At 61.3% G+C, this 18,188-nt stretch carries 14 protein-coding genes; 13 read left to right on the forward strand and 1 reads right to left on the reverse strand.

Annotated elements, in window-relative coordinates; translation table 11 throughout:
* The first annotated feature begins 782 nt into the window (after positions 1 to 782).
* The 6 genes from MF607_RS21525 (at position 783) to MF607_RS21550 (ending at position 10,874) form a co-directional block, all read left to right on the forward strand.
* Positions 783 to 1,028, forward strand: a complete 246-nt coding sequence (locus MF607_RS21525) for an AbrB/MazE/SpoVT family DNA-binding domain-containing protein (protein WP_242122143.1) — start codon at positions 783 to 785, stop codon at positions 1,026 to 1,028.
* Positions 1,025 to 1,411: a type II toxin-antitoxin system VapC family toxin gene (locus tag MF607_RS21530; protein ID WP_242122144.1), complete on the forward strand. Its 387-nt coding sequence runs from the start codon at positions 1,025 to 1,027 to the stop codon at positions 1,409 to 1,411. Before MF607_RS21525 ends, MF607_RS21530 begins: the two co-directional genes overlap by 4 nt.
* A 341-nt stretch (positions 1,412 to 1,752) precedes the next feature.
* Complete coding sequence (locus MF607_RS21535) at positions 1,753 to 4,689, forward strand: cold shock domain-containing protein (protein WP_242122146.1); 2,937 nt, start codon at positions 1,753 to 1,755, stop codon at positions 4,687 to 4,689.
* A 667-nt stretch (positions 4,690 to 5,356) separates the two neighbouring features.
* Positions 5,357 to 7,597, forward strand: a complete 2,241-nt coding sequence (locus MF607_RS21540) for an alpha-galactosidase (protein WP_242122147.1) — start codon at positions 5,357 to 5,359, stop codon at positions 7,595 to 7,597.
* An 81-nt stretch (positions 7,598 to 7,678) separates the two neighbouring features.
* Complete coding sequence (locus tag MF607_RS21545; protein WP_242122149.1) at positions 7,679 to 10,540, forward strand: TonB-dependent receptor; 2,862 nt, start codon at positions 7,679 to 7,681, stop codon at positions 10,538 to 10,540.
* Between the two features lie 139 nt (positions 10,541 to 10,679).
* On the forward strand, positions 10,680 to 10,874 hold the full coding sequence (locus MF607_RS21550) for an SDR family oxidoreductase (protein WP_347340916.1): 195 nt from the start codon (positions 10,680 to 10,682) through the stop codon (positions 10,872 to 10,874).
* 100 nt (positions 10,875 to 10,974) lie between these two features.
* Here MF607_RS21550 and MF607_RS21555 read toward each other — a convergent pair whose 3' ends face one another.
* Positions 10,975 to 11,868 (reverse strand): LysR family transcriptional regulator, encoded by an 894-nt coding sequence (locus MF607_RS21555; protein WP_242122151.1) that lies wholly within the window; start codon positions 11,866 to 11,868, stop codon positions 10,975 to 10,977.
* A gap of 142 nt (positions 11,869 to 12,010) precedes the next feature.
* On the opposite strand from MF607_RS21555, the gene MF607_RS21560 reads away from it, so the two are divergent.
* The 7 genes from MF607_RS21560 to MF607_RS21590 all read left to right on the forward strand — a co-directional run.
* Positions 12,011 to 12,994 carry an aldo/keto reductase gene (locus tag MF607_RS21560; protein WP_242122168.1) on the forward strand — a complete coding sequence of 328 codons (984 nt, stop codon included), beginning with the start codon at positions 12,011 to 12,013 and terminating at the stop codon, positions 12,992 to 12,994.
* A 21-nt stretch (positions 12,995 to 13,015) separates the two neighbouring features.
* Entirely contained in the window at positions 13,016 to 13,870 is an 855-nt protein-coding gene (locus MF607_RS21565) for an aldo/keto reductase (protein WP_242122153.1), read from the forward strand.
* Positions 13,871 to 13,961: 91 nt separating this feature from the next.
* Positions 13,962 to 14,474, forward strand: a complete 513-nt coding sequence (locus MF607_RS21570; protein WP_242122155.1) for a nuclear transport factor 2 family protein — start codon at positions 13,962 to 13,964, stop codon at positions 14,472 to 14,474.
* 32 nt (positions 14,475 to 14,506) lie between these two features.
* The gene (locus tag MF607_RS21575; protein ID WP_242122156.1) at positions 14,507 to 15,673 is read left to right on the forward strand and encodes a (R)-mandelonitrile lyase; all 1,167 of its coding nucleotides are present in this window, start codon (positions 14,507 to 14,509) and stop codon (positions 15,671 to 15,673) included.
* Positions 15,674 to 15,687: 14 nt separating this feature from the next.
* Positions 15,688 to 16,314 (forward strand): aldehyde dehydrogenase iron-sulfur subunit PaoA, encoded by a 627-nt coding sequence (paoA, locus tag MF607_RS21580; RefSeq protein ID WP_431311988.1) that lies wholly within the window; start codon positions 15,688 to 15,690, stop codon positions 16,312 to 16,314.
* Positions 16,311 to 17,264, forward strand: coding sequence for an FAD binding domain-containing protein (locus tag MF607_RS21585; RefSeq protein WP_242122158.1), 954 nt, complete (start codon positions 16,311 to 16,313; stop codon positions 17,262 to 17,264). Before paoA ends, MF607_RS21585 begins: the two co-directional genes overlap by 4 nt.
* The coding region (locus MF607_RS21590; protein ID WP_242122165.1) for a xanthine dehydrogenase family protein molybdopterin-binding subunit at positions 17,261 to 18,188 on the forward strand (928 nt) is incomplete at its 3' end. The genes MF607_RS21585 and MF607_RS21590, both read left to right, overlap by 4 nt.

The following is an 18,188-nucleotide window of genomic DNA, read 5'->3' on the forward strand; positions in this document are numbered from 1 at the left end:
CCCGCCCCTTCGCCAGGATCACGTCCGACAGGATGATGTCCGGCTTGTGCGCCCTTGCCGCCTCGATCGCTTCGGCTTCGGTCGCCACGGTATCGAAGGACGTACCGCCGGCACGCTCGGCGATATCCGAGATATACTCGGCGAGCAGCCATTCATCTTCAATCACAAGGACATGGCACATAGGTTGGCTCCGAGTAAGGCCAACGTGCCGGTATCGGTCTAGGGTCCGTCCGATCGTCCCAGTCGCCTTTCGGTGCTTGTTGAGAACGGTTTTGAGAAGGCCGTGGCGTTCTCGTTTGACCATCCTTGTGGGACGGGATCGCTGTGCCTTGGGGTGTCATTCCGCCCCCAACCGTACCGGGTGCAATCGGCGCATTTTTCAACAGCCCCGATCGTTTGGGAGAATGACTGTAGCGGCAGGTCAGGCGACCGCGTGGGCGGCGTGGTCGAGCTGTGACGGGCGTCGCACAGTAGCGGTCTTGATAGGGTAGGTGCTCTATGGTCCTCGATACGCCTAGAACCCAAAAAGACTTTGCCTAAAAATTGCTCCTGTTTCTTGAAATCCATTTTCACGGAAAAAAGACCCGCACTTCTCGGTATTCTAAAGGTATACCTAAAAGGTACCTGCTGAGATAGGTGATTTGGCACGGCCGTGGCGGTATGCTACACAACGGTATACGAGACACAAAATTAGTGTCGTAGCACCAAGGCCCGCTCGTTGCTGAAGGCGGCCAGCTTAGCTATACGATGCTAGCGTAATCCACAGGGGCGGGTGTGCCGATATGACGTTACAAATTAACATCACACCCAATGGGCGCATGAGCCTGCCTGCGGATGTCCGGAAGCGTCTTGGTCTGAGTGGCGGCGGTGTGGTCTACCTGGATGAAACCGAGGATGGCGTGGTGTTGCGGACGGCAAGCCAAGCAGTGGCACGCGCTCAGGCGCTGGCCAAGCAGTATACCGGCGGTAACCCCGACGCATCCGTTGACGCTTTCCTTGCCCGACGTCGCGAGGAGAGCGGCGAATGAGCGTGGTGCTGGATGCGTCTGCGATCATTGCCATGCTCAAGGGCGAACGCGGAGCAGCAAAGGTCGCGGCCGAGGTCGGAGGGGCGCGGGTGAGCAGCGTCAACTATGCCGAGGTCGTCAGTCACTTCGTCCATGCCGGTATGCCCGAGCGCGAAGTGCATGCCATGCTCGATCCACTGCCACTGACCGTGGTGCCGGCCGACAAGGCGCTCGCGCAAATTGCTGGTCGGCTACGAGCGGCGACAGCCGAGGCGGGGCTTAGCCTTGGCGATCGTTTCTGCCTGGCACTGGCACGGCGCGATGGACTGCCCGCATGGACCAGCGACCAGAACTGGAAGAAGATCGCTGATGCCGTTGAGGTCAAGGTTGTCTCGATCCGCTGACCTCGCACGGTTGTGGGGTAGGGGAGGGGGCAGGACGTTCGGCTCGACAGCTATGGTGGGCGAGCCGTCTGACCGCTTTAGAGAAACCGGGGCGGTGAGCAGCCGTTCATTCAGGATCGATAGGTCGGCAGCTGTGCGGCCTAATTCAGTCATTCGAGCTGCGGAACGGCGATCTCGAGTTCGCACCTGTCCCTTTCCCTGTGTGGTCTCGGTCCAGAATTGATAGGTGTTCTGATTGCCTTTTATCTCAATAGCCGCACGCTTTGCGAACTGTGACGAAAACACCTGACACTTGCGAAGCTACCGCATAGAAAATGGTAAACTGATGAGCGGGGGGAAGTATGGACGTTGACGCTTTCGAGGCACCGCTTGAGAAGTTACTCAAGGACGTCAGCGGAAGGCTGGAAACGATCGAGACCGAGGCCGACGCACGCTTCCAGTTGATCGACCGGCTCCTAATCGAGGCACTCGGTTGGGGTCACGAGGACTTTCGAATGGAGCCTCACAACGCGTCCGGATACACGGACTATCTCGTGCAGTATCGCGGCACGCCGGCGCTAGTCGTCGAAGCCAAGCGCATTGGAAAGCTATCTATCGACACGGCTGACCCGAAGCTCGCAAAATATAAGATTGGCGGTCCAGCGCTCAAGTCTGCGGCAGAGGGCTTCACTCAGGCGGCAAGTTATTGCCTTGAGCACGGGGTCGAGTTCGCCGCGCTCACCAGTGGCACCGTCTGGATTGCCTTCATGGCGCTGCGCGCAAGCGGCAAGTCCTTTCGAGAATACAAGGCGTTTGTATTTCCGAATATTGCCTCGATCCAGAGCAACTTCGCGACCTTCTATGATCTCTTCTCCAAAGAAGGAGTGTCGCAGAAGATCTACCGGACGCACTTTGCCAAGCTTGACGGGGTGTCAGCAAAGCGCTTCGAGCCGATGCTGAGCGTGAATAAGCCGAACAACCTTCGGCTTCTAGCGAAGAGCGATTTGGCGCGGGAGCTCGAGCCCGTGCTGTCGAGCTTCTTCGGCGATCTATCAGGAGTCAACGACCCGGAGCTCCGGCGTCAGTGCTTTGTGGAAACTCGCGAGAGCCGCACTGCGGATGTAACTCTGCAGAAGATGATCGGAACAATTTCGTCGGGCATTACGGCGCTGCCGACGGATACTGGCAGGCAGATCGTCGAGCGCATCAACGCGGTCATGGATACGAGGCGCAGCGAGAACATACTGATCGCTGGTGGTGAGGGAGCCGGCAAGACGACGTTCATCACGAGGTTCTTCGAGGACGTGCTCGAGAAGCCTTTAAGGGAAGCCTGCCTAGTGATCCGGATCGATCTTGCCCTTATGCTGGACGATCCCGCGCTTGCTCCGCCGAACGTAACGGCTGCGGTCAAGGCGGAGATAGAACGGCAGCTCTACGCCGGTGGCTATCCCCAATACGATGACCTCTTGGGCCTCTATTTTGATGAGTATCAGCGCCAGAGTGACGGTGAGTTTCGCCCGCTCTACGAGCGCGACAAGGGCGCGTTCAAAGAGAAGTTTGGGGAATTCCTTCACGCGGCGGTCCGCTCTGATCCATTCTCCTACGTCGCTCGCTCGCTGGAAAGCGTCGTGAAGAGTCGCAAGCTGCTCCCCGTGTTCGTGTTCGACAATGCAGACAGCCGCAGCGTGGCCTTCCAAGAAGCGGTTTTCGAGTGGTCGCAAACGGTCAAGCGGCAGGTCCCGCTGTGCCTCGTCATGCTGCCTGTGTCGGACCGCACGATCTGGCGCATGTCTAGGGAGGGACCGCTGCGCACAAGCGACGGTAGAATCTTTTATCTCCCCACGCCATCAACGAAAGAGGTTTTAGAGAAGCGCATCCGCTATCTCATCGAGAATTCCGCGCCACAAAAGGGGCATGCAAAGTACTTTCTCGAAAAAGGAATTGGCCTGAAGCTTGCCGACATCAACGCATTCGCGGCTTGCATAGAGGAGCTTTTCATCAACGAGGACTTCATCTCTAGGCGGATCGGTTGGCTGACTAACCACAATCTTCTGCGTACGCTGGAACTTACCAGAGACACAATTACGTCGCCATACCTTAGCATAGACGAACTTGTAGCTTCATACCTACAGCATGGCAGGAACTCGGTGCCAATCAAACACCGCAAGTTTTTGCAGGCGCTGATTGGTGGCGACTACAATCAGTTCGATGGAACCAAGCACGGGTATATACGCGACGTGTTTGAAACCTCGGCGGATTTCCCATCGAGTCCTTTGCTCACGTTGAGCCTCCTACGTCTCCTAATCGACAAAGCGGGCGATCAAGCGTCGAATAGTTCCCTGGGCTATGTCACCTACGAGCACATTCAGAGTTATTTCGGTGCCATGAGCGCCGATGACGACGCCGTGCGCGACGCGCTAGCGCGAGCCCTTGCGAACGGTCTTATTGAACCGTTCGAAAAGGGCGACCTGGAAATCGCCAACGAGCAGCGCTTCGCCGTTACGAGTCCCGGCCGAATGCACTACGAAATGGCGTTGCGTGACGCCGTCTACGTTAGCGAGATGGCCTTCGCGACGCCAATCCGGTCTGAGGCAGCGGTCGACCAGATGCGCGCGATTAAGAATGGCGGCGGTGCGATGCGCGCTGATCAGTGGCGCGAAATTTGCAAGATTTTTATCGACTACTGCATCGGCGAGGACCGAGCGTTCTTGGTTCTGCCTGGCGATCCAATGTTTGGGGGCCAGCAGCAGCTCAGGGCTGACCTTGCAGCGCAGTGGGTTGAACAGGCGATGCCTGTAAAGGGAGCGACGAATAGCACGGCGTTGGATGCGGTCTCCCGCGACCAAGTCCGCGCCACGGTCAAGTGGATAGACGCTGCGAAGGGTTACGGCTTCTTGATCGATCCCGAAAGCGGAGAAGACGTATTCGTTTCCACGCGGCTCTTCCGTGAGCGAATGTTCGACGTCCCCACACAAGGATCAGTGGTGGTATGCGACGTTGCTCCGGGAAAGGAGGGGAAGCCTCAGGCAGTAGCAATAAGCTCGGTCGAGCCAGAACCCGAAGAAGGCGGGAAATACGTCAGCGCACGCATCAAGTTCTACAACTGGGGGAGCGGATTCGGCTTCGCGACGCTAGATAGCGGGGACGACGCCTATCTTTCACGCAGGCTTGTAGAAGCCAGCGACGTGCAAAATCTGTCAGAAGGAGCGCCAGTCGAGGTGATTGTCCAGCCAAACTCAAACCGAGGAATGCTGGCAACGGCTCTTCGGCCTGTCCAAATTGTCTCTGTGATCATATAAATCAAAGAACGGCGACGAGAACATTTTCAAATCTTCTGTAGGTCTTCTTGCCTTTTGCGGATTATTATCTGATGTCCGCGTTGACTGGCAGAAGCGCTCGAAGCCGCCAGTCCGCAACCGGCCCGATCGTGGCCGAAGCATCCTGCATGAACGTATGTCCGCTTCCGGTCATGCGCAGAGCTGGCTTGAACGGCCGTAACTGGGTCCGGCTCAGACGCCTAGTCCTCAGTTCAATCCGGACCCCCATACGCGCCGTTGAGTAGACTTATGTGCTAGAATGGCCTTTGTCAGGAAGCTGCAGCGGTCCCGTTTCTCCATCTCCAATACACTGTTACGGGAAAACGCAATCGGAACAGATTCCAGGAAAGCGGCCCCGTTCAGCCATTCGAGCCAGCGGATGTTATCCAGACAATCCCTTTCGACCTGCCCAATCGAGAAGGGGCGTTGGTTACATGGCCGATTGAGCGCGCTACCTCCCGCATTTCCTCCGCGGCATGGAGCATGCGTTTCGAACAACGGAAAGCTGTATTATCGAAAGCCGCCAACATCAGCTGTCGAAAAAGCTAACCAAACGCATTTAAAAAATCAAAATTTTATTGCCTAATCCTAATTATCTTATATTTAAACGCAAACGATTGCACGTGAGGCGGTCGGCGGAGGGATCGTGATGAAGCTGAGCAGCTTGTTTCTTACCGGACTGATCGGGGTTTCTGCGACGGCCCCCGCCTTTGCCAAAGTGACGGCTCCGCAGGATGCTCGCGTTTTTCGCCTTGATGGCGGCGGCGTAACCTATGCACTCGGTGTCGATGACAAGGGATATCTTCAGCCCCTTTATTGGGGCGCATCGCTGGCCGCTGGCGATCCGCTTGTCTCCACGGACGTGGTCAAGACTGGCGATCCGGTTTTGATCAAAGCGCCTGGCGAGTTGTCTGGTTTTGATCCCGCTGGCTCGGTTACATTGCAGGAATATCCCGGCCAAGGCGAAGGGCTGGTCAACGACCCCGGTATCAAGACCATCTTCGCCGACGGGAATCGCGACCTCGTGCTCAAGTACAAGTCGCATCGGGTCCAAGGCGAAACGCTACTGATTGAACTGGCCGATATCCGGCGGCCGCTGACGGTGACGCTGCACTACACCGTCGATCCGGAAACCGGCGTGCTGGCGCGTTCGGCATCGGTCCGCAACGGCGACCGCCGTGCGGTTCGCGTCGACCAGATCGCGTCGGCGGTGTTCACCCTGCCGGTCGGCGACGATTACCGGCTACATTATCTGACCGGTCGCCACGCCGCGGAATGGACGAAGAAGGACGTCGCGATCACGCCAGCGCTGACGCTGCTCGAAAGCCGTCGCGGTTCGACCGGGCATGGCAATAATCCCTATTTCGCGATCGGGCGTGAAGGCATTACCAGCGAAGACGCCGGGCCGGTCTGGTACGGCGCACTGGCATGGTCGGGATCGTTCCGGATCAGCGTGGGACAGGATAATCTCGGCCGGATCCGAGTCATGGGCGGGTACAACCCTTATGACTTTTCATGGTCGCTGAAGCCCGGCGAAACGCTGGATACGCCTGTCTTCTATGCCGGCTATTCGAACGGTGGCATGGGTGGCGCCTCCCGCACCTTCCACCGTTTCCAGAACGCGCATATCCTGCCGGGCGGCGAACGCGCCAAGCCGCGCCCGGTGGTCTATAACAGTTGGGAGGCGACTGCCTTCGACGTGACCGAGGCGGGTCAGGAAGCCTTGGCGGAGAAGGCGGCCAAGATCGGCGTCGAACGCTTCGTGGTCGACGATGGCTGGTTCGGTGCGCGCAACAGCGACAAGGCCGGGCTGGGTGACTGGACCGTCAACCGAACCAAATTCCCCAACGGTCTGAAGCCGCTGATCGACAAGGTCCATTCGCTCGGCATGGATTTCGGTCTTTGGGTCGAGCCGGAAATGGTCAATGTCGATAGCGACCTGTACCGTGCCCATCCCGATTGGGTGCTGAACTATCCGGATCGTCCGCGGACCGAAGGCCGTAACCAGTTGGTGCTGAACCTCGCGCGCACCGACGTGCGCGATCACCTGCTGGCGGTTCTCGACAAGCTGGTCAGCGAGAACGACATCGCGTTCCTGAAATGGGATTATAACCGCAACTGGACCGAAGCGGGGTGGCCGGCCGTGCCGGTGCAGGACCAGCAGCGCGTCTATGTCGAATACGTCCGCAACCTGTACCATATCCTGTCCGAGTTGCGGCGGCGCCACCCGAAGCTGGAGATCGAGGGCTGCTCAGGCGGTGGCGGCCGTGTCGATCTCGGCATTCTCGGATTTTCGGATGAGGTATGGCCCTCCGACAATACCGATCCCGCCGACCGGCTGATGATCCAGGACGGCTTTACCCAGGCGTATCCGGTATCGGTGATGATGGCGTGGGTGACCGACAGCCCGAACTGGGCGAACACGCGTGCGACCTCGCTCGACTATCGCTTCCTGTCGTCGATGCAGGGTGGCCTCGGTATCGGTGCCAATCTCGACAAATGGCAGGCGGAGGATTTCACCACCGCCGCCAAATGGGTCGCCGCCTACAAGACCATTCGCCAGACCGTGCAGCGCGGGCAACTCTATCGCATCGATCCGCCGACCAGCGACAATGCGTCGTCCGCGACGATGTATGTCGGGCAGGACCGGCGGCAGGGCGTGATGTTCCAGATGCTGCATTCGTCGATGTGGCGCGACAATCCGGTCGCGCAGCATCCGCAGGGGCTGGACCCGGCACAGACCTATGCCGTCCGCATCCTCGGCGGCGGCGCGCTGCCCGAAGGCGTGCCGGCGCGTGCCAGCGGTGCATATTGGATGCAACGTGGCCTGCGCGCGCCGCTGAAGGGTGATTTCGTCGGCACGGCCTTCGTGTTCGACGCCGTGAAATAGTCGATCGTACCGAGGGGAACGGGTCCGTTCAGAAGGCCCGCCCCTCTCCAACAACCATCCATTCTCAAAGGGGAGGATATCATGCGTACCTCATTCAAGACCGTGTTACTGGCCGGCGGAATGCTGCTTGCCGGACCTGTATTCGCGCAGGACGCCACGCAGCCGGAAGCCGGGGCGCCACAGACCAGTCCCGAGGGCGTCGTCCAGGAACCGACGCCGGTCGCGGCACAGGTCGGGCCGGACGCGGCCGAAGTATCCGACGACATCGTCGTCACCGGTATCCGCAGCAGCCTGGCGTCGTCGGCGCGGGTAAAGCGGGATTCGCAGCAGATCGTCGACACGATTTCTGCCGAGGACGTCGGCAAGTTCCCGGACGCCAATATCGCGGAATCGCTCCAGCGTATCACCGGCGTCGCCATCGACCGTTCGGGCGGTGAAGGCCAGTTCATTACCGTCCGCGGGCTTGGGCCGGAATTCAACACCGTGCTGGTCAACGGCCGGGTCATGGCAACCGACAATCCGGGCCGCGAATTCTCGTTCGACGTGCTGTCGTCGAACATGATCCAGCGCACCGACGTGTATAAGTCGAGCGTGCCCGAACTGCAGGAAGGCGGCATCGGCGCGACCGTCAACATCATCACCGCCCGTCCGCTCGATGGCCGCAGCGGCTTCCACCTCGCCGCGTCGGCGGGCGGCATCTACGATACGCTGCGCGAGAAGCTCAGCCCCGATCTGTCGGCGGTCACGTCGCTCACCAACGATGCCAAGACGATCGGCATCGTGCTGTCGGGGTCGTACACCGATCGCCGCAGCCAGCTCGATTATGTCCAGACCGATGGCTGGCTGTTCGGTCCGCAGAACGTCGTCAACGGCAACGCGAACTCGACCGGGCTGACCACCGCCGCGCTCGGCAACACCGGCGCGACGGTCAACGTGCCGCAGAACCTCGCCTTCGCCCGCCAGCTCGACCGGCGGCGGCGCATCAACCTTGCCGGTGCCCTGCAGGCGAAGCTGAGCGATCAGTTGTTGCTGACCGTCGACGGCATCTATTCGAAGTTCGACGTCTTCACCCATCGCAACATCTTCGCCAACTTCTACTCGTCGCCCTATATCGGGTTGCAGGTGGACGATACCGGCACCGCGACCGGTTTCAACCGCCCGGGACAGCAGTTCCTCGCGGCCAATCCGTTGCTGGCGCAGCGCGTGTCGCTGTCGCAGAACGACAATATCGTGAACAACAACGACCGTCGGACCGAAACCTATCAGGTCGGCGGCAACCTGAAATGGAACCCGGCCGACGATGTCGAGGTGCGGTTCGACGCATCGACATCGAAGGCCCGGCAGCGCAACCCGACCCAGTTCGTCGTCGTAGGGTCGCTGGCGCAGACCAGCCCGCGGTTCGACCTGAACAAGGGCGAGGACCTGCCGACCGCATCGAACTTCGGTAACATCACCGATCCGTCGCTGATGCGGGCGCACTATACCGGTGTCGAGAACAACCGCGTCAGCGATCGCAGCTCCGAATTCCACCTCGATACCGACTACCAGATCCAGGACAGCATCCTGAAGACGGTGCGGATCGGCATGGCCTATTCGGACCGTACCAAGCAGCGCCGTTTCTTCAACAACGCCGACGGTGGCTGCGCCTATTGCGGCTACGATATCCCCATGGATACGTCGTTGTTGTCGCCGTACAAGCTGACCAACTTCCTGCCGGGCGTATCGGGCAGCGAAAACGTGCCCTCGCAATTCTTCACCTATGACGCGAACGCGGTGATCGCGTTCCTGTCGAACCCGACCAACCTCGCACGGGCGCGGCAAGGACGCACCGCGGCCGAGCAGGCGGCGGAAGCTGCACGGTTGCTGGCATTGCCCGGCGGCCCGTACGGCGTGCGCGAAAATCCGGGCAGCCAGCTGAACGTCAACGAGCGCTTGCTCGCAAGCTACATCGCGATGTCGTTCGGTGGTGATAGCTGGAGCGCCAATGCCGGTGTCCGGGTGGTACGGACGGAGACGGTATCGCGCGGGTTCGCGCAGCCGGTCATCGACATCACCAACACCCGTGGCGACGATACGCTGGTCTTCACCTATGGCGCATCGAGCCCGGTTTCGGTCAGCAACAGCTACGTCAACGCGCTGCCGTCGGCGAACATCAAGTTCAACGTCACCGACAAGCTGATCACCCGTGCCGCCTTCTCCCAGACGGTGACGCGTCCGACGCTGACCGATCTCGGCGTCGACAACTCGTTCGGTGGGCGCATTTCCGTGCCCCAGTCGAGTGGCGGCAACCCGACGCTCGAGCCATTCATGTCGACCAACTACGACATTTCGGTCGAATATTATCTGAACTCGATCAGCTACGTCAGCGCGGGTGCGTTCTACAAGAGCCTTGACAACTTCCTCGAACTACAGACGCTGCCGGTCCAGCGGTTCGGACGGACGTTCCAGGATACGCGGACCCGCAATGGCCAGACCGGCTATATTCGCGGTATCGAAGTCGGTGGACAGTACACGCTCGACTGGTTGCCCGGTGTCCTGTCCGGCTTCGGCGTGGCGGGCAACTACACCTATGTCGACAGCAAGGCGGAGCGTGACTCGTCGCTCGCGGACTATGAATGCGGCTATAACGGGCTGTCGCCGCATTCGGCGAACGGCAGCGTGTTCTTCGAGAAATACGGACTGTCGGCGCGCACGTCGTACAACTGGCGTTCGGAATATCTGCGCGCCTGCCGTTCGGATCAGGGTCGGCCCCGCAATCGCTCGGCTTATGGGCAGCTCGATTTCAACGTCGGCTATGACGTGACCCCCAATGTGCAGGTCTATGTGCAGGGTGTGAACGTCACCAACCAGCGTATTCACGAATGGTCGGCGATCGAGGAACGCTTCCTGCTGCTGCAGGAAACCGGCGCGCGTTACAATTTTGGCGCACGGGTGAAGTTCTGACGAAAAGGTGGGCGACTGCGAGGTCGCCCGCCTTCTCTCGACAAGGACGCTCCAGCCCTTTCCACTGGGTGGCGGAGAAGTGACGATATAAAGTGGAGCAACGGAGTGGCAGCAGCTTGCGGTTTCCAAGCGTCCTAAAATTCGATCCAAGTCGCATCGACCGTCTTCGATCATCCAGCGCGCTACCACGGTCGAGGAAGTTGCTAACCTGTGCGTCTACATCGCCTCTTCACAGGCGTTCGCGACCACCGGTGCAGCGCTGGGCGTCGATGGCGGTGTGGTTAATACGATCGCCCGACCATCAATCCGTCGGCCCCGACCGGCACCGTCCTGATTGGAATCGGAAAAAAGGGAACAACCTGAGTACCCTGAAACCGATGCCTCATCAGGTTTCAGGACGCCAAGGGTTACAATCCAAACAGTATTCCATCGCTTCAGGTCCGGGAACGCAGCGCTTCCAGCACCAAGCTAAACGCGGGGGAGGGCTGCCTTCGACTTGGGTAATAGAGGTAGTAGCCATCGAACGGCTCGCACCAGTCTTCTAATACCCTAACGAGCGAACCGTCCGCGAAGTAGCGGTCAACATGGCCTTCGACCGTGAAAGCGATGCCGCGTCCAGCCAGAGCAGCGGCAACGATCATATCGGGATCGTTGAATACGAGCTGGCCCTCCGTTTTGACCTTCAGCTCCTTACCGTCGCGCTCGAACTCCCAGGCGTACAAACCGCCTGACGTTGCCATCCGAAGACTGATGCAATTGTGTTTTGCCAAATCGTAGGGGGTCTGAGGCGTCCCGTGCCGTTCCAGATACCCCGGTGCCGCAAACGCAGCCATGCGCAGTTTCGGGCTGATCGGCACAGCAATCATATCCTGATCCAGTCGCTCGCCTAGCCGAACGCCGGCGTCGAATCTGCCGCTGACGATGTCGACGAGGCCGCTGTCGATACTGATCTCGATATTGATGTCGGGATTTTCAGCGGTCAGTCGATCGATGACCGGCCACAGCACGGCTCGCGCCGCATGAGCGCTGGAGGTAATCCTGACGGTACCAGCAGGACGCTCGCGAAGCTCAGTCAGCGATGCTAGCTTGTCATCAATTTCGTCCAAGGCAGGTCGCAGTGTTGTGATCAGACGCTCACCGGCTTCGGTAGGAGCGACGCTCCTCGTTGTCCGGGTCAGCAATCGCAAACCCAGCTTTGCTTCCAGGCGGCGCATCGTATGACTGAGCGCCGACTGCGAGATGCCGAGTTTTGCAGCCGCTTTTGTAAAGCTGCGCTCCTCAGCGACGGCTAAAAACATAGCCAGATTGCCCAGCTCTTCACGTTGCATGTCGAGGCGCCACCAAGGGTTTCATGACATGATGTCATAGGCCCAAGCGATTTACCCTGTCTAATCCCCAGAACCGCTTCGAGTTACATTGCAATCATCGTGGCCCGGCGTGTGACCATCGGGCCGGACGAGGATTGTGATGATGCAGAACCGTGTATTGGGCCGCAGTGGCCTTGAGGTATCAGCCGTTGGGCTTGGGTGCATGGGTCTGAGCTATGGCTACGGTCCCGCTACCGATCGCATGGAGGCGGTTTCGATGCTGCGCGCGGCGCATGATCGCGGCGTTACCTTCTTCGACACGGCCGAAGCCTATGGGCCGGGGGACAATGAAGAGGTCGTCGGCGAAGCACTGGCGCCGGTTCGTGATCAGGTGGTGATCGCCACCAAATTCGGGTTCGAGAACGGCCGCCCGAGCGATGGCTTGAACAGCCGTCCCGAGCGTATCCGGCAGGTTGCGGACGAGGCGCTGTCCCGGCTACGTACCGATCGCATCGATCTTTTCTATCAGCACCGCGTCGACCCGAACGTGCCGATCGAGGACGTGGCGGGCACGGTCCGCGACCTGATCGCCGAGGGCAAGGTCAAGCATTTCGGTCTGTCGGAAGCCGGGCCGGACGCGATCCGTCGCGCCCACGCGGTGCAGCCCGTGGCGGCACTTCAGAGCGAGTATTCAATGTTCTGGCGCGAACCGGAAGCGACGATCCTGCCGCTTCTGGAGGAGCTGGGTATCGGCTTCGTCCCGTTCGCACCGCTTGGCAAAGGGTTCCTGACCGGCAAGCTGAAGGCCGACACCACGTTCGCGGCCGATGACTTCCGCAGCACCGTGCCGCGCTTCCAGGCGGATGCGATGGCGGCGAACCAAGCGCTGGTCGATCTGGTCACGATGATCGCCAGCGAGAAGGGGGCCACGCCCGCGCAGGTCGCGCTTGCATGGCTGCTCGCACAGCGTCCGTGGATCGTGCCGATCCCCGGCACGACCAAGCTCCACCGACTGGAGGAGAATCTGGGCGGTGCCGATCTAGCGCTGACCGATCAGGACCTGGCGCGCATCGCCGACGCCCTGTCGGGGATTGAAGTTCATGGCGAGCGCTATGCGGCTTCGCATCAGCAGTTCGTGAACCGCTGAACCGGACGAGGAGCCACGCCCATGACCACCGTTCCGACCGTCACTCTCAACAACGGCGTCGAGATGCCGATCCTCGGTTTCGGCGTCTTCCAGGTGCCCGATCCCGCGGAATGCGAGCGCAGCGTCCGCGACGCGATCGACGTCGGTTATCGCCTGCTCGATACCGCCGCGTCCTACGGCAACGAGGAGGCGGTTGGTGCCGCCATCAAGAACCACGGCATCGACCGGAGCGAGTTGTTCGTCACCACCAAGCTCTGGGTGCAGGATGCCAGCTACGAGGGTGCCAAGGCCGCTTTCGAGCGTTCGATCAACAAGCTCGGCCTCGACTATCTCGACCTGTACCTGATCCACCAGCCCTATGGTGATGTGTACGGCGCATGGCGCGCAATGGAGGAGTTGCACAAGGCCGGCCGCATCCGCGCGATCGGCATCAGCAATTTCTACCCCGATCGCCTTGTCGACTTCGTGCTGCACAACGAGGTGAAGCCGGCGGTCAATCAGATCGAGATTCATCCTTTTCACCAGCAGACCGATGCGGTGAAGATCCTTGAGGAATACGGCGTCCAACCCGAGGCGTGGGGACCGTTCGCGGAAGGCAAGAATGGCCTGTTCACGAACGAGGTGTTGCAGCCGATCGCCGACAAACACGGCAAAAGCATCGCCCAGGTCGTACTTCGCTGGCTGACCGATCGGGGCATCGTCGCGATCCCCAAATCGGTGCGTAAGGAGCGCATGGCGCAGAACTTCGACATCTTCGATTTCGACCTCGACGCCGGCGACCTCGATGCCATCGCCAAGCTCGATCAGAACGCCAGCAGCTTCTTCGATCACCGTGATCCGGCGATGGTGAAGTGGCTCGGCGAACGGAAGCTCTGATCGCCATTCCAGGCTGATGCTCCGGCATCAGCTTGGCCCTTTTCAAACTCGTGCGGGAGCAGTTGTGATGGACACTCGATCGAACCAGGGAATGAAGCGGCTTGGCTTGCTAGGTGCGGCTGTCTTGTTGGCGCTGCCGATGCAGCCCGTGCTCGCGCAGCAAACGCCGCCACCCCCAACGGAGTCGATCAAGACCGCTGCCACGCATACCCCGACCGAGCAGCAGGTCATCGACCTGTCGAAGACCAAGTGGGACTGGATGGCGGCCAAGAAGGTCGACTCCCTCGCGACGCTCTTCGACGATCGGGCCATGTTCACCCACATGGGCGGAACGTGGGGCAAGGCGGCCGAACTCGCCACCATCCAGAGCGGCGGTATCTGGTACAAGAAGGCGTCGATCTACGCGGTCGACGTGCGGGTGTTCGGCAACACCGCGATCGTGCTGGAAGACCTCGATCTGGAGGCTGTGGTCGGCGGTCGAACCGTCACCAATCCCTTCATGGTCACGGAAGTCTACAACAAGCAGGCCGGCAAGTGGCGTCTGGCCCAGCTCACCTTCTCGCGCCTCGTTCGGCCGGTGAAGACGAGCGCTGGCGGGGATTGATCCCAAACGGGATCGGGACGGGAGACGAGACGATGAAGGTCGCATCCGCAACCGCTGCCGCGCTGGTAATGGCCGCGCCGGTCGAGGCGCAGGAGCGTCCGTCGGTTGCGCCCAGAAACATGCAGGCAATCGCGCCGGCATTGGCTGGCTATACGGACCGGGTGCTGTTCGGCGACGTGTGGGTGCGGCCGGAGCTGGCCCCGCGTGACCGCAGCATCGTCACCCTGTCGGTACTTATCGCGACCGGCAAAACCGCGCAGATGACAAGCCATCTTGGTCGTGGCCTCGATAACGGCATCAAGCCGTCCGAGGTCGCCGGCATGGTGACGCAGCTCGCCTTCTACACCGGATGGCCAAACGCTGTGTCGGCCTTGAATGAGGTCGAGAAGGTATTTGCCGCGCGCCATGTCGATCTGAGGCCGCTTGCAGCGGTGCCTCCAGCCACCGCACCGCTCCCCGCCTCCGATCCGGCGCGTGCCGCGACCGTCAACAGGACGCTCGCCCCGATCGCACCCAAGCTCGCGCAGCTTACCAACGACGTCGTGTTCGCCGACTTGTGGCGGCGAACCGACCTGTCGCCCCGCGACCGCAGCCTCGTCACCATTGCCGCGCTTTCCGCAGGCGGTGACGCCGACCAGCTCGCCTTCCATGTCCAGCGTGGGCTCGAGAACGGGCTGACGCAGCCGCAGATCGTCGAGGCGCTGACCCATCTCGCTTTCTACGCAGGGTGGCCGAAGGCGAACGCCGCCATCGGCATCGCGGGTAAGGTATTCGCCAAGCAGGAGGTTGCCACCATGTCAGAGGTTCAGGTTATCCGTCCCGGGCAGGAGCCGAAGGCTGGTCCCGCCGACTATTTCACCGGCAGCGTGTCGGTCGCATCGCCGTTCAAAGGCACCGGCGCCGCGCGCCTTGGCGGTGCGACGGTTACGTTCCAACCGGGCGCGCATACGAACTGGCACACGCATCCGCTGGGGCAATTGCTGATCGTCACCGCTGGACACGGATGGGTTCAGGTCAACGGCGAGGCCGCGAAGCCAATCGCGACGGGCGATACGGTGTTTATCTCGCCGGGCGTCAAGCACTGGCATGGCGCGGCGCGTGATAGCGTGATGACGCATGTAGCGGTGTCCGAAGCGCAGGACGGTACGTCCGTGACGTGGCTCGAACCGGTCGCCGACGATGTATACAACAAGCTGTAACGGGAGAGACGGCGATGATGTCGGAAATCGAAATGTCGAGGCGTGGCGTCCTTGCCGGCAGCGCCGCAGCGGCTGCGCTGGCAGCGGCCCCGCAAGTGGAAGCACAGCCCGCAAAAGCGCCTGCGCCTGCGACCATGCCGGTATCGCTCACCGTCAACGGCAAGCGTCGTGACCTCACTCTCGACACGCGCACGACGCTGCTCGATGCGCTGCGCGAGCATCTGAAGCTCACCGGCACGAAGAAGGGCTGCGATCACGGGCAATGCGGAGCCTGTACCGTCATCGTGAACGGCGAGCGGATCAATTCCTGCCTTAGCCTTGCCGTCCAGCATCAGGGCGACGAGGTGAAGACGATCGAAGGGTTGGGAACACCCGACAAGCTGCACCCGATGCAGGCCGCGTTCGTGCGTCATGATGGCTATCAGTGCGGCTATTGCACGCCGGGCCAGATTTGTTCGGCCGTCGCGGTGCTGGACGAGATCAGGCGCGGGGTACCGAGCCATGTCCAGGCCGATCTTTCTGCGCGGCCGCAGCCGACCAACATCGAAATGCGCGAGCGGATGAGCGGCAATATCTGCCGGTGTGGTGCCTATTCCAACATCGCCGAAGCGATGGCGGACGTCGCGGGAGCAAGCGTATGAAGCCCTTCACCTATGAGCGCGCAAAAACCCCGGCGGAAGCCGCTGCCGCTGTTGCCCGTCAGCCCGGAGCCAAATTCCTTGCCGGGGGCACCAACCTGCTCGACCTGATGAAGCTGGAGATCGAGACGCCCCGGCATCTGGTCGACGTCCAGGACCTGAAGCTCGACAGGATCGAGCCGACGCGCGAGGGCGGCTTGCGGATCGGCGCGCTGGTCACGAACACTGCGCTTGCTGCCGACACCCGCGTCCGTCGCGATTACGGCGTGTTGACCCGCGCGATCGTGGCAGGCGCCTCCGGCCAGCTTCGCAACAAGGCGACCACGGCGGGCAACCTGCTTCAGCGGACCCGGTGTCCCTATTTCTATGACTCCAACATGCCCTGCAACAAGCGCAAACCGGGGTCGGGCTGCGCTGCGATCGGCGGCTATTCGCGCCAGCTCGCGGTCATCGGTTCGAGCGACCAATGCATTGCTACCTATCCCGGCGATATGGCCGTGGCGATGCGCGTGCTGGATGCGACCGTGGAGACGGTCAAGGCGGATGGCACGACCCGCGCTATCCCGATCGCCGATTTTCACCGTCTGCCCGGCGACAAGCCCCACCTCGACAACAGCCTTGAAGCCGGCGAGCTGATTACAGCCGTGACGCTGCCCCGGCCGCTTGGCGGCACGCACCATTATGAGAAGGTTCGCGACCGGGCATCCTATGCCTTCGCGCTCGTCTCGGTCGCAGCCGTGATCCAGAAGGACGGGAGCGGCCGCGTCGCATTCGGCGGGGTCGCGCACAAGCCGTGGCGGGTCGAGGCGGCCGACGCCGTGATGACGCAAGGGGCCGCAGCCGTGACGGCCAGGGCATTCGCGAACGCCCGCCCCACAGACGACAATGCGTTCAAGATACCGCTCGCGACGCGGGCGCTTGCAGCCACCATCGCGGAGGGCAAGTCAGCATGAAGTTCGACACGCCAGCAGGCACCAACCCGATCGATCAGGAAAAGGTCGTCGGCAAGCCGCACCCGCGCATCGAGGGACCGCTGAAGACGACCGGGCGCGCGGTCTATTCCTACGAGAACCACGAGGCCGCACCAAACGCTGCCTATGGCTATGTCGTCGGTTCGGGTATCGCCAAGGGCCGCATAGCGTCGATGGACGTGCGCGAGGCCAAGGCTGCGCCGGGTGTCCTTGCGATCGTGACGGCCGATAACGCCGGGCCGATCAAGAAGCAGGGGTTCTACGTCGCCAAGCCGCTCGCGGGGCCGGAGATCGAGCACTACCACCAGGCAATCGCACTGGTCGTCGCCGAGACGTTCGAGCAGGCGCGTCACGCCGCCTCGCTGCTCCGGGTCGATTACGCGCGCGAGCAGGGCGCGTTCGACCTCGCCGCTGCGCGCGAGGGTGCCAAACGGCATCAGCGCCAGCCGGACGTCCGTATCGGCGACTTCGACAAGGCGTTCGCTTCGGCACCCGTGAAGGTCGATGCGACCTACACCACGCCTGACCACAGCCATATGATGCTGGAGCCGCACGCCACGATCGCGCGCTGGGACGGCGACCACCTGACCATCTGGTCTGCGCAGCAGATCGTCGGTTGGGCGCGACGCGACCTCGGCAACAAGCTCAGTATTCCGCAGGACAAGATCCGTGTCGTTGCGACCTATATCGGCGGCGGGTTCGGCGGAAAGGGCAGCGTCTGTTCGGACGCGATCCTCGCGGCGCTCGGCGCTCGCGCGATCAGCCGTGCGGTGAAGGTGACGTTGCCGCGCCCGCTGATGCCGAACAACACGTCGCATCGCCCGGCCACGATCCAGCGCGTTCGTCTGGCGGCGGGTCGCGACGGCAAGCTGGTCGCGGTCGGGCACGAAACGCTGTCGGGCAATC

It is taken from the genome of Sphingomonas lacusdianchii (assembly GCF_022664395.1).
Lineage (GTDB): Bacteria > Pseudomonadota > Alphaproteobacteria > Sphingomonadales > Sphingomonadaceae > Sphingomonas > Sphingomonas lacusdianchii.

What these genes read in the sequence shown, in the direction of transcription:
- MF607_RS21545 (WP_242122149.1), top strand. Translation starts at nt 7,679, where the DNA reads ATGCGTACCTCATTCAAGACCGTGTTACTGGCCGGCGGAATGCTGCTT.
- MF607_RS21575 (WP_242122156.1), top strand. Translation starts at nt 14,507, where the DNA reads ATGAAGGTCGCATCCGCAACCGCTGCCGCGCTGGTAATGGCCGCGCCG.
- MF607_RS21585 (WP_242122158.1), top strand. Translation starts at nt 16,311, where the DNA reads ATGAAGCCCTTCACCTATGAGCGCGCAAAAACCCCGGCGGAAGCCGCT.
- MF607_RS21530 (WP_242122144.1), top strand. Translation starts at nt 1,025, where the DNA reads ATGAGCGTGGTGCTGGATGCGTCTGCGATCATTGCCATGCTCAAGGGC.
- MF607_RS21570 (WP_242122155.1), top strand. Translation starts at nt 13,962, where the DNA reads ATGAAGCGGCTTGGCTTGCTAGGTGCGGCTGTCTTGTTGGCGCTGCCG.
- paoA (WP_431311988.1), top strand. Translation starts at nt 15,688, where the DNA reads ATGATGTCGGAAATCGAAATGTCGAGGCGTGGCGTCCTTGCCGGCAGC.
- MF607_RS21565 (WP_242122153.1), top strand. Translation starts at nt 13,016, where the DNA reads ATGACCACCGTTCCGACCGTCACTCTCAACAACGGCGTCGAGATGCCG.
- MF607_RS21555 (WP_242122151.1), bottom strand. Translation starts at nt 11,868, where the DNA reads ATGCAACGTGAAGAGCTGGGCAATCTGGCTATGTTTTTAGCCGTCGCT.
- MF607_RS21525 (WP_242122143.1), top strand. Translation starts at nt 783, where the DNA reads ATGACGTTACAAATTAACATCACACCCAATGGGCGCATGAGCCTGCCT.
- MF607_RS21535 (WP_242122146.1), top strand. Translation starts at nt 1,753, where the DNA reads ATGGACGTTGACGCTTTCGAGGCACCGCTTGAGAAGTTACTCAAGGAC.
- MF607_RS21560 (WP_242122168.1), top strand. Translation starts at nt 12,011, where the DNA reads ATGCAGAACCGTGTATTGGGCCGCAGTGGCCTTGAGGTATCAGCCGTT.
- MF607_RS21540 (WP_242122147.1), top strand. Translation starts at nt 5,357, where the DNA reads ATGAAGCTGAGCAGCTTGTTTCTTACCGGACTGATCGGGGTTTCTGCG.